The organism is Photobacterium sp. WH24 (genome assembly GCF_019204055.1).
GTDB lineage: Bacteria > Pseudomonadota > Gammaproteobacteria > Enterobacterales > Vibrionaceae > Photobacterium > Photobacterium arenosum.
The window spans coordinates 1-12,132 of sequence record NZ_JAGSOZ010000009.1 but is presented as its reverse complement, the minus strand read 5'-3'; the positions used below and the strand labels follow the sequence as shown (position 1 = coordinate 12,132).

The 12,132-nt window shown below is 43.7% G+C and carries 7 protein-coding genes and 1 pseudogene; all 8 read right to left on the bottom strand.

What is annotated here, in order from left to right:
• Positions 1 to 21: 21 nt before the first annotated feature.
• The gene (locus KCG43_RS12230; RefSeq protein WP_218385192.1) at positions 22 to 4,731 is read right to left on the bottom strand and encodes an OmpA family protein; all 4,710 of its coding nucleotides are present in this window, start codon (positions 4,729 to 4,731) and stop codon (positions 22 to 24) included.
• Complete coding sequence (locus tag KCG43_RS12225) at positions 4,721 to 5,863, bottom strand: Tricorn protease domain-containing protein (RefSeq protein ID WP_255558020.1); 1,143 nt, start codon at positions 5,861 to 5,863, stop codon at positions 4,721 to 4,723. The genes KCG43_RS12230 and KCG43_RS12225 overlap by 11 nt, the downstream gene beginning before the upstream one ends.
• Positions 5,864 to 5,891: 28 nt before the next feature.
• Positions 5,892 to 7,310: a hypothetical protein gene (locus tag KCG43_RS12220; protein WP_218385190.1), complete on the bottom strand. Its 1,419-nt coding sequence runs from the start codon at positions 7,308 to 7,310 to the stop codon at positions 5,892 to 5,894.
• 480 nt (positions 7,311 to 7,790) lie between these two features.
• Positions 7,791 to 8,768 (bottom strand): hypothetical protein, encoded by a 978-nt coding sequence (locus tag KCG43_RS12215; RefSeq protein ID WP_218385188.1) that lies wholly within the window; start codon positions 8,766 to 8,768, stop codon positions 7,791 to 7,793.
• On the bottom strand, positions 8,765 to 9,754 hold the full coding sequence (locus tag KCG43_RS12210) for a DUF2169 domain-containing protein (RefSeq protein ID WP_192016357.1): 990 nt from the start codon (positions 9,752 to 9,754) through the stop codon (positions 8,765 to 8,767). The genes KCG43_RS12215 and KCG43_RS12210 overlap by 4 nt, the downstream gene beginning before the upstream one ends.
• Complete coding sequence (locus KCG43_RS12205) at positions 9,735 to 11,075, bottom strand: hypothetical protein (protein WP_218385186.1); 1,341 nt, start codon at positions 11,073 to 11,075, stop codon at positions 9,735 to 9,737. The genes KCG43_RS12210 and KCG43_RS12205 overlap by 20 nt, the downstream gene beginning before the upstream one ends.
• Before the next feature lie 10 nt (positions 11,076 to 11,085).
• Positions 11,086 to 11,568, bottom strand: coding sequence for a hypothetical protein (locus KCG43_RS12200; protein ID WP_192016355.1), 483 nt, complete (start codon positions 11,566 to 11,568; stop codon positions 11,086 to 11,088).
• Positions 11,568 to 12,132 (bottom strand): annotated as a pseudogene (locus tag KCG43_RS12195) (type VI secretion system tip protein VgrG); the annotation flags it as partial. The pseudogene KCG43_RS12195 and the gene KCG43_RS12200, both read right to left, overlap by 1 nt.

Below are 12,132 nucleotides of genomic sequence, written 5' to 3'. Positions count from 1 at the left end.
CTGGTAAACAGGGCTTTCGTATTAACTATTAAGACTTTCCTTTATCGGTCGTGGTGCCTCAATAGCTGTTGGCTGATTCTTGACCCAATCAAGAAGCGTTTGGCGTTTCTCTGAGTCTGTCAACGTCTTCCAACGCTCGAACGCTGATTTATCTGTACTTCCAAGGCTATCATCTTTAGGCTCTTCAACCCACGGAACATAAGCATGGTACTTTCCACCTAAAGACTTAATTTCCAGCTCAATTTCGCTGCAAGGATCATAGACAGTTGATTGAGAAAGATTTACCTGTCTTAAACTCAATGAAAGTTTAGGTGTCATACTGCCTAAAATATCACCGAATGGCCGTAATCCTTTTACTTGAATCCCAGTCGGAGATATATAGTTTAGTTTAATCTCCATACTATAAACAGAATAAGTATTACCTTCATCGAGATCACCCGGATCCTTTCTTATCATTTCCAGTGACCTCTTAAAGAAATGTTCACTTTCAGAACTGATTAGAGATGACTTTTCATCAGTGTTCAATCGCCATTCATCATAATCAGTTCCATGACTCACATTCATTTTTGAATGATATTCACTAAAAGACAATTCGCCCTGATAACATAGTTTAGAAAAGTATGCAGGCCCTACAGTTCTATCCACGGCAAAGCCGTCCATCACTAATTGAACAGCCATATCAACATCTTTCCAGTTTAAATTCACCTTCTTGTAATGCTCGATATTGTTTTTCTCAGCAACAATAAGCACATATAAAGAAGACGGATTTTGTTCAGAATGAACAAAGCTTTTAAATTCAGTTTTTGATATTTCAGATAAATCTTTTGACGTCCATTTAAAATCTTCAATTTTACCGGATTTAGTGAATATGTTTAAACCTGTGAATTTCGAATCGAATCCTACAGCTTTAGCGCAGATGTTCTCTACAATAGGCACAGTTTGCAGACTATTAGTATCTTTCGCTAATGTGAAAGCTTCTACTAATGTATCTTTCTCTTGCAAGATTAATGGTTCAGTTCCAAACTTTGTTGGCAGTGTCACTAAAGAGCTATTTTCACCGTGCACGCCTACATTCAGACCTGATTTATTGTCTTCGAACTGCTCTAAACCATGAATTGTATGATCATAATATGTTGGTAAATTTACACTATGCGAACCTGTTTTCATCCATAGCGTATATTCCATATTTCTAAATCCACCTTGTGAAATATAATAATTAAAATTACTACTATTTTCACCTTCATCAAGATAGAAACGCAATCTATTCCCAGCATCTATTGTTGATAAGAAGTCAATTCTAAAACTACTTGTTAATGGTTTTAAACCAGGGATCTGCACTTCACCAAAATAGTAAAATGGCTCAAATTCAACACCAGATAAAACAGTTTCACCCTGAGAATCATAGTATTTCTTTAGCTTTCCATCCGGATCGATACTAAAGCTTGAATGTTTCATAGGTGTGATCAATGCTTCAAATTCTGGTCCAGACAAGTCCCAACCATCTGTCCGGTCATAACCTAGTTTCACTGAAATTACTTTAGAAAATGTATCTTTCAAAATAAGTTGTGCTTTTACTTTATGATAAGGTCCAAGACGGTTTGACTTTTTAACATCATGCCAATCAGTAAAAGTCTGCCAATTCTCACCATTGGGTTCAGCGATTAAAATACGACAAAAACCAATATCTTCGTCACGTAAATATTCAGTTATGATTGAAAAGTTATTTGCAAACTCTTCGAAAAGTTTCTCCTCACCATGTTCAAACAATTTTGTTTGAATGGGGAAAACTCGATTAAAATTGCCTGAGACAACATTCGGGTTTTCTTTAATAATAGAATCTGACTTTTTTGACACTTCTTTACTGGCAGGGAGGGGTATCGGAGAATATCCAAAGCTCGAATAGGTATTACCACCATTTTCTAAGAATAGTTTTTTCTGATGAATAATATTTATCCACTTCAATCCAAGATTATCTGTAAAACGAGTATAAGTCGTCCAATCATCACGGTTTATATAAGTATCTATATACTCCGATACTTCATATTCAGTCAATATTTTTAGATTAACTTCACTTTTCTTAGCTTTAAGCCAAGCAAATATATACATCAGACCATTTAAAGCCAGTGCTCTTAACTTATAACGTTTTAAAAGCTCTTTTGTTGTTTTTTCATCATGAAGGAATTTCAACATGTCTTCATAAGATTCATGTTTTTTATTTAAATCAAGATTTATTTTTCTTACTTCATGCAACATTTCAAGGTTAAGTCTTGAGAGAGTCCTCAAATGATTGACTTCCCCTTGCTTTTTAATAAACTCATCGAAGCAGTGTTCAAATATAGCAGCATCTAAAGCCTTAATAGCTGACTGTGCTACCTTACCGCCTTCAATCATTACCATTACGCCTCTTGCAAATGGTGCAAGATGTGGAATGTACTGAGCAACTTCAAGAAGCGAGTCTAACAAAGCCATCAACAGTTCAAGTTCACTGTCATCTTCTTTTTTTAATGCGTGAATAGCTTTAAGTCTTGCCCTTTCCATTGCCTGATAACCCAATCTGCTTGGATTAAAAATAACATCAAGTGATGCAAAATAAACTCGAATTTCAACACGACGATTGACTTCCAGTTTCGGGTTATCTCTTCTAAGATCACTTTGTTTCTCAGGTTTATATATAGGATAAGCATCACTCAAAGCCGTTGCTTTGATAAACTTCTGTAAGTTATCAGGAAACATTGCTTTCGCATTCATTGCACGCTCAAATGAAACCAGCTTATTCGCTTCAGGGCTTCCAACCTGACATGCATGCCCTTCAATTTCTATTCTTAATTGTGGCTCATGCTGCAATGCCTCAATTAATACATCAATCACTGGTTTACTGTTTTTCAGTTCTTTCTCCCGAGAGTTAAAATGGAAAAGAACTTTTAAGCCAGAGCCTCTGTTATCTGTTAAAAAACTGATATTATCGTATTGATAAATGTCACCATTTCTATTCAAAAGTTGTTCTTTTGCTTGCTCTATAGCCTTATTTATACGCTCTGCATCTTGACTAACACTTTCTTTCCAGACAGGGATTTTATCTAAATAATCGGAAGCAATTTCGTCCAAACCTTTCTTGGATTTGTTAACATCCTCTTGCGTTTTCAGATACTTTTTGAAGTTCTCAAGTAACTCATACATAGAGTTAGCAGTACTGATAAATGTGAGCCCGTGATCTGCCAGACCGCTAACACCACCGTACCATGATTCAGCCAGTCGCCCTGTAAGTGCTGGATAGTCTTTCTTCTTCCAATCATCCAAGAACTGAGCTAAATATTCTTTTGAATCAGCAATATTAATAACCTTATCTCTGAATAGCGCTGCACCTCCGAGCTGTTTTTCTGCAGCAGATAGCGTATTATCAGATAAAGTCTTATAGTGATCATAAGCTTCTTTTACACTAAATAGCCCATAGTAAAACTCCCCGGTTGCTTGCATCGCTTCCGGAAGTCCGTCCTGAATGCCATCCCAATACAGCTTACTGATTGTATTAAAAGTCTTAACTCCGCCTTCCTTCACATACATCTCTTGCCAGCCACCATTCAGGTGGCCTGCTGCAACCTGTCCTGAAGCATCACGAATCGCTTTCAAAGAAGCTAAACTATTCAGTGCAGGGCTTTTCACTCCTTCAATATCTGATTGGTCGGCTAAAAACTTCTGCATTCCGGCTAAAAGTTGCGGAAACTGGAAGATCAAACTTTCTTCGAGTGAAATCATATCGCCTGATACGATAGCCATTTTTCCTAACGGATTTTCTGGAGTGAATCGAATGTATTCTCGAAGCTCATACATGTATAAAGTTTCAAGTCCATCATTAACTTGCTTTATATTAGACCTTTTTATTGAGTCCGGAATAGAATCAATTTTTTCAGGATCAAAAGTAACCCTAATTGTGTAGAGCCCATCTTCAAATATCGAGCTATCTAAATGAAACAAAGCACATGGATGTTCTTTATCTTCTTTATTATTTGATTTTACAGCTACAATTGCTTGTGCTTGCATTTCACCATTGAGCTTATCTTTCCCATTTTCATCATACTGATGAAGCGATACCGTGGCGTTAAAATAATCTTTACTTGAGAAAACTACTGCGCAACTGGCGTATACAGGCAGTATAAATCCTTTTAGTGACGCTCCTTCACTCTTTACTTCTTTCAACCAGTCATTATATATTTTTTTATCGTCAGATAATTGGCCGTCAACCTCGGCTTCGTATGCAGGAGCCAGTTGTTCTATAGTTATAGTAGTTAAAGCAAAGTCTACGGGTCTGGAGCGAACTTTACCCGACAACTCCTTGAGTTGTTCAGTCAACTCTTTCACACTTTTTTTAGATTGTGCTAACTTCCAGAGTAATGGTAATGGTGGAAACTTTAACTGATAAACACTTTTGGTTAAATCATGAACAGGATTGCTATGTCTGAGTATGGTATAGCTTTCATCCTGATCACTTTCTAGCCCTTGATTACCTGCACTCAGTGCACATAAACGATAGTTTATATCCGTTGCCCATAAGCTGTTTGAGTCTTCACCAACAGCAAGCACAGGTATTAAGCTCAGGGGTCTAATATTACTTATATTTTCTCTAGATAAATCACTCTTTAAATGGTAACCATCTTCTTTTGATTTACCACTTTTATCGTGAGAAAAATGCGCCCCAAAAATATAGTAGCATGAAGGGTTTTTATTATTTTTCATTATGTGAACCTTCCTTTGAGAATTTACCATCATTTGCAAATGCATTATATAGCGATGGTTCAGTTGCACTGTGTCCAGAACCTATTTGTCTCCAAGTATGGTAATCTTTAATCTTTTTGTTTTCGTCAAGATGAAATAAGAAAACCTTAGCTGCACCTCCACTACGAGCGAATTTTGCGTCTAAGCTTAAAATATTCAACTTTTCATAGTCTCCTGGCTTAGAGCGATCGATTTCCTCTCTGTCAATCTTTCTATTTTCCACATCAATCAAAAAACGATACTTATAAGACTCTCCCCAAGCATATTTCCCTGTTGGGCTAATCCCTCTTTCTCTAAATTCAAACTCATCTATTTCATCTGTATCTGGTTCATTTCCCACATAAAATAACTTTTTGTTATTGCTTTCATTATATACAACTACACCAAAGTCACTTACAACATATCTCTTCCCATCATATATGACTGAGTCTTGGCCAAAATGAACGTCAACCTTTTCAATTTTCCCTGTAGACAAATCGTATTTAAAGCTCTCCCTAGCTTCATTGAAGTATAAATAATCGCTCTGCTCTGACCATAAGAAGTCTGGAAAACCATAATCGTTTCCTAACTCAAAATATTCACCTGTTCTTAGGTCTTTGATGACTTTTTTTACGCCAGATTCAGCCCAAAAACCTAATGCAAGATATCTGTTATTTGGTGACATCTTCATTGATCTCACGCCACCACTAAATTCATCCGCAACTAAGCGCAAGTCAGTCCCGTCCGTTTTGATACTCCAGACCTTGTCTTTCCGTTCATAATAATCATCTGTTTCACCTTCACCATTATCCCAGCGGAAGACAATACGAGGTAAGTCATAAGAGCTTTCATTGTCTAAGTCTTCGCGCGGCCATTCCTTGGCTTTAAAGACATAGTGACGGGGTTTTCCGTTGTTATCCTGGTATCGAACATAATTATGTTCGGTAATGTAAATCCGGCCATCTTCCCATTCCTGGGCATTTTTTTGCTCTACAATTGACAGCTCTTTTTCTGGTTGATTACTTTCTACAGTGGCTTTATCTTGCCCGCAACCAATAAGGAGTAGAGTTGTCAATAAACTGAGTTTCAGTGTTGATTTCATACTTTTTTTCATAGTAATCATTCTTTCTTTCGCCAACGTCTTAATTTAATAGTTCGGTGATATCTACATCTTTGTAAATTATCACAGGTTCAATCTCATCAAAGTCTTCGCTGCCTTTATTGGTTCGGCTCAATGTGACTTTTTTCACTTCACTTGGCCAACCGGAGAACCGAATCATCCGATGTTTCTTGTCAATAAAGTCACAACTTCTTAAGTACACTTTTTGCGACCATTCGTTTTCAGTGTCAGACAATTCAAAAAAATCATCAGGCTGATCAACCTGAGGGTGCGCATAATAAGTAAACCGAATCTCTGGCAGAGGGGGATTGAGATATACGGCAGCAACGTTCTTGTCGACCTGATTATTGATCAGATTGTATTTCACAGAATCTGAGTTGAGTGATTCTGGCACAGTTAAACCTTGTATCGCCGCTGTTGTATCAGTGAATGCTTTATCCTGACTGTATGTATTCAACCCCGTAATTTCGGTTGCATTTTCTGCATACTCATTCTCGAGCTGAGAGAGTTGTGTTTCCGTTTGCTGCTGGCTGCAAAAAATCGCATGCAGCGGCACTTCTTCACCATTGATTTTATAGGGAAGCCAGATATGCGGCATTTCCCGCCCTTCGGCCTCACGTAATACCGCCCGGCCGCCTTTCTTTGGGCTTTCCTTAGTGGCTAATGTAAAGGTCCTGACCGGCGAATAGTCAATCAGGACGATGTCTACTTCTTCAGCCGTCAGGCCAAAAACACGGGCCATACCTGAGCCATCCAGCACCGAGGAAAACACTGTTTTACCATCTTGCTTAATCTCATAAGGCTCATACGAATAACGTGCCCCTGACTCTTCACTGACCAAAGTAATGTCCACATGCCTTTCTACGACTGATGCTTTTGACTTATTTTTGTTTGTGCCTAGCGTCAAATTCACCTCGCTGAAATAGCCTTTTTCAGTGACCTGAATTTCGCGCCACAGTTTTCCATCGAGTAAAATGTAAAGATATCCCGACTCATAAAGCGATGCTTGCGCCGGATCGTTATCTTCTGTTGTGAAATACATGGGCACTGCTGGCACCAAAACAGTTTCCCACTCGTCCAATTCGGTTTCTTTTTCTACTGGCATCAAGCCTTCAGCCAGCAGAAGCGTGATAGGACTTGGATAAACGCGCGATGGAATCACAAGGTATAAATTTTTTGCTTCATTCTCGAGGCCTTTAAACTCAGCCAAACTGCAGTGTTCATGTTTGGCATCCGCACGAGGTTTCGCAATTTTCTCGCTCTGAAGATCCGTTTTTGCCAGTCGCAAATAAGCGCTGTTCCCAGGCCACTGTCCCGCCAGTTCCACCACCAGTTTGTGCTCTGGTACGGGTTCTATCGGTTGATTGACCACATTGCGGGGCAACGGGGTGATGTCTTCCAGCGGCGTATAATTCGCCTTTACATATCTCACTTTTTTCATTTACTTTTTCTCGTTTTTCTTCGCTTTGGCGAAACTAAACCACGTTAGGCTTGAAGGAAAACAACAGCGAGAAGCTAAGCGCTTACCAGCGGCCAACATGAGTGAACCAGGAATAGTGTCCGGGCATGAAAACATCGGACCTTGTTTAAATGTGTGTGAGAAGGTGTATCGGCTATCGGGTTGCTGAATCAGCCCACAATGGCAGTACATCATGATGACGCTCTCCGCAGCGAGTGTGCGCTTATTCGTGCTGTCGGCGGCTGTGCGATAACAGATCAACGAATAAGCCCTGCATGGCTCTTTTTTCATCTCTGTTCAGTACATGAACACACTGGGTACGGTCATCAAGACGTACAGCGGAAAACCCTATCAGATTGAATACCCTAATCAACTGATTTAATAGCCTCTCCCACCTGAAAATGTCACTTTGTGGTATTGAGCCAAAAAATAATTTCTGTTTTGGCTCATTGCGTTACCGTTTTACGTGACTGCCGTGTTCGGTTCCGACTGCGTTAATGTCATCATCGCCCGGCTGTCATTGGCTCCGAACAGGAACACACTGCGCACACGCTGGCTATCGGTGTGGTGTAACGCTAATGCCAGGGTGGCAAACAATGAGGCTTCGCCTAAATACCCCCACAGGCTGTGACTAAGCACAAGCTGTTCAGGGTTAGTCAGCCGTTCACCTCGGGCACCAATGGCAAAACCGTATTCTTCATTTTGAGATCTCAGGTTGGTCATATCGCTGAACAGCAAGCCAAAGTCATCCACGGCTTTGCTTTGCTTACGCAGCGCGCTGGACATCAATTGCTCGCCAGCACCCTGCTCGCAGTGCCAGCTGTCCAACCTGGCCTGTGGCGTTAATTTCAATGCTTCGACCAGACTGCGCGATGCCAGTACGGCCCCTGCTGCGCCCTCGCTGGCAATCACTCCCCAGGGATGCTGAGCCGTCTGCAGCAGATTACGCTGTGAGAGCGCATCCAGTGCCAATATTGGGGAATCCAGAGAGATCGCCATCACCACTTCTTCTTCGTTCAGGCTTTTTAACACATCAGAAAAATGCGTATGTTCTGTGTGGTGACTCAGCACCACCCGGCCTAGTACCTTTTCTAAGCCGCTATCAGCACGCCAGGTTTGATACCAGTTTTCCAATTGCGACTGCGTGATGGCTTGTGGCATACGCACATAAAGCGGCGCTGGCGGCAGGCTGCCCGGCAGGTTCACCGCCAGTTGGGTCACCAGCAGGGCCAGCATCGCAAAGTATTTGTCGGCCGTGTTTTCTTCAGCATCCAGATAAGTGATTGGCGCAACCGTCGCTTTGCTGTCGGCATCTGCCACTGGCCGGGTCTCGTACATGTCTAAATCCGCCTGCGCCACGGCAACAGAAATATCCAGGTTGAATCCCGCCGCGGTGACGGCATCGGCGCAAAGAATGTAACGAGCAGTGGATAAACTCATACAGCAGCCTTTTGTTCAGAAATAACAGTATTGACTAAGTCAGCCTCCTGTCCCTGGCAAGGAAATGCAGCCGACCAGGTGGCCGTGACAGTCAAAGCATCGGCATCCACGGATAGCGTATGCAGCGCCATGGTTTGCAGGCGCTTTTGGCTGCCAAACGCCGCTTCGGCGACAAAGGTACGTCGCGGTAACGTAAAGTACAGCGTCTCTTCATGACTGAAACCAGATACGATGATGCGCTCACCGCCAGCCAGTAACCCTTTTGTCTGCTGATCAGCAGGTGCTGACTGGTAAAACGCCGTTGAAAAATCAACCGGATATAGCGGCCGACGTTCGTCTGACCATTTTTCATCGAACGTACCCGCCAGACGGGCACGCGCCGCATCAAAGACAGCCAGCGGACCAAAACCGGCTGGTTGCACCTTAGCGGTATCTGGCTGCCAGTCCTGTTTCAAATAGAACACTGAAGGCACAGGCTGGTTCAGCAAATCCATCGTTTTGTTCGCAACCCCGCAGCCAATACGGTTACGGGGATCGTCTCCCCCTAAAGCATGGGCATAAGACACAGGACGCTCGATAAAAGGGGCAGGGACAGTGACGCCTACCTGACCGGCTTGAGTGATCCATTGCCGATCACCCACTACCGTCAGTGTTTTATCGATATGCTCTTCAATCAGCAAACGGCACTGCACACGGGTAACGGGTTTCTTACCCAGACTCCGGGCGTGACCTTTCACCAGCACGTCTGTATTGGCTTTACTGACGGCAAAATCCTGATCCGCCACCATGGCGGAGAAACCGGGCTCACCATCAAACACAGGGGTTGAATAGATCTCTGGCTGCGTCTGTACTGGCTGCCACTGGCCTTCGCACTGCTGCCAGCCGGTTTTTAAACACACCACCCATACCGTCTGTCCGTGATGATCACGCACAAACTGCCCTTTCATGGCATAAGGTAAATTAGATTCAACGTCCCACAGCTGCATCACGCATCCTCTGGTTATACCGCTCCGATGCAGTACTGTTTTTAGAAAGTGTATTGATGGCCCGCCGTTGTTTTTCCGGCCAGCTCATTGGGTCATAAGGCACATAAATGCCACCATTGAGGCATAAATCTCTCCAGACCCAGGTACGAAACAAGGCTGGCATGGATGGGCTTTTCAGCACATCGATACTGGTGGCATAGCTCAGCGAGCCGCCCATTCTCATCATGGGCACCTGTACCGCTTCGGGTTCAAGGTCCTGCCACCAGTGCATCAGTAACTCTGCGGCGTGCTGTGCGTTGTACTTCACGCCCAAATCGGCGACACGAACTGGCATTTTCTCTCCCAAAATCAGAAAAATCGCACTCACCCAGTGTTCCTGCTCTACTTCATCCTGAGCGCTGAAAAGCGCTTCAATCATAGGTTCCACAGCAAGCGGATCACCTGCCAGCGCCGCTTTCAGATAAGCGTGTTTATCATTCGCGAAATCGGGCAGCGTGAAAGATTCAGGTAAGCGATTCACAATGGCGTATTCATCCACCTGTTGAAATGCCTCTTTCTGGGGCAGGATGTCACCACGAAGCCAGGCGACTTTGTCTTTTCGCACCAGCAAGTGAGTAAATAAAGATTGAGCAGGATCGCCATGTTCAATCACCCAGTTCATGCCGGCCTCGTGTCCTGAACAGGCCAGCTGATGCCGGGCCAGCCCGCTCACTTTCGTCGAGCCATCCCGGATACACTTATTGGCGAACTCTGTATTCAGTTCATGACGGCGCACCAAAGCCCGCATGGCCTGTTCAGACTGTGGGATCTGGCTGATGGCCGCAGACTGCAATATCTCGATAAGCTGTGTTGATGTCGCCAGAGAAACCGTATCCAGCCACAATTGTGGCTGCAGTTTGTCGGCCAGCAGCAATGACAGCCTTGCCGCGCTCGGATCAAGCGGATCAATCTCTGCTGAGCTCAACACCCACAGCAGCACCTGGGGATGGGTGTCGGCCAACGGATATACATAGCCCGGCTCAACCCGAAAGAGCGCCACAAACACGGCCATAAACCGCGCCAGTTTCCTGTTCAGCAAATGATAATAACGACTGTCGCTGTCAGGCAAACCGCTGGCTAATGCACGATGACGCTGAGCCAGCAGGAAACGCACTGCTTCAGCAGCACTATCCACTTTCTCTCGTGCAAAACGCTGTATACCCGGTGCTGAGGCTTCGGCATGCTCAACCGCCTGCTTCATCGCGGCGGCCAGTTGCTGTATATCCTCTTCCGTCAATACGCTAAAACCTGACACTTCAGGCTTAATCTGGCTGATCATCATGTTGGGCCCATCAGTTAATCGCTATTATTGCACCCTGAATTTTCTGGGATTTTTCCGCCTGGCTGTTGATATATTTGGCTTCGGTCGTCACCCGGCTGTTTTTTCCGTCGTAGTGCGTTTTGGCATCGCGACTGGCAACAATCAACTGCTCTTCAGCTTCAATGCGGATGTTTTTCGCTTTCAGCACCAACTCGTCACGCTGTTCAATCAAGGAAAAGAAAATGTCGGTGACCAGAGGCAAATTTGGATCATTACCGATGAATTCAATGCGACACGACAGTGCATTCTGCACAGCTAACTCAAGCTCAACCCGGTTAAACTGGCGGCCAAGCCTGGCAGCCAAACCGGATGGCATATCACAGCCATCAAAGGTGACGCGAACACTGTCCCCTTCAATGGCCAGAATATGGCCGAAACGGGCATGCAAAGGAGCCGGGGATACCCCGGCTTCTGATTCAATCATTAAATGGCTTTGTGTCTGCTGCTTTTGCATTAGTTCACCGATACTTTTCCGCCCTGAACAACCACTTTATCTGAACCATTAATCGAGATAGACGTGCCTGTGATCTGAATCGAGCCATCACTATTCAGGACTAGCTGAGAAGATCCTGCTTTTAGCACGATCTTTTCTTTACTGATAATCTGCGTCGAACTTTTGGAATCAGACGTCACATTCCCGGTTACTGTCAGGGTGGAATTCCCTTCTACATTCAGGTTATTGTCTTTCTCTACCTGAGTCTGACGGGCACCGTGGATCGTAATGGTCTGGTTTTCCATCACTTCCAGTTCATCGTTTTTGCCGATTTCAGTGGTGCGATTCTGATTGATCTTCAGATCCGAATTCTTCACCACAGTCACGGCTTCATTACTGTTGTAATTCACCGTGACATCCCCATCGACCGTTTCTGTGAAGGTGCCTTTCACTTCTGTGGTTTTGTTGCCTTTGATGGTTTCCAGCTGATTCTGACCAATCTCGTTGGTTTTATGGCGAGCAACCGTCAGAGTGTCATCATTACCGATCTGTTCAAACCGGTCATTCAGCACCTTCACTGACATG

Excerpts from the sequence above, each read along its gene's own strand:
- KCG43_RS12210 (WP_192016357.1), bottom strand. The coding sequence starts at position 9,754 with ATGCAGCTGTGGGACGTTGAATCTAATTTACCTTATGCCATGAAAGGG.
- KCG43_RS12225 (WP_255558020.1), bottom strand. The coding sequence starts at position 5,863 with ATGAAAAAAAGTATGAAATCAACACTGAAACTCAGTTTATTGACAACT.
- KCG43_RS12200 (WP_192016355.1), bottom strand. The coding sequence starts at position 11,568 with ATGCAAAAGCAGCAGACACAAAGCCATTTAATGATTGAATCAGAAGCC.
- KCG43_RS12205 (WP_218385186.1), bottom strand. The coding sequence starts at position 11,075 with ATGATGATCAGCCAGATTAAGCCTGAAGTGTCAGGTTTTAGCGTATTG.
- KCG43_RS12230 (WP_218385192.1), bottom strand. The coding sequence starts at position 4,731 with ATGAAAAATAATAAAAACCCTTCATGCTACTATATTTTTGGGGCGCAT.
- KCG43_RS12220 (WP_218385190.1), bottom strand. The coding sequence starts at position 7,310 with ATGAAAAAAGTGAGATATGTAAAGGCGAATTATACGCCGCTGGAAGAC.
- KCG43_RS12215 (WP_218385188.1), bottom strand. The coding sequence starts at position 8,768 with ATGAGTTTATCCACTGCTCGTTACATTCTTTGCGCCGATGCCGTCACC.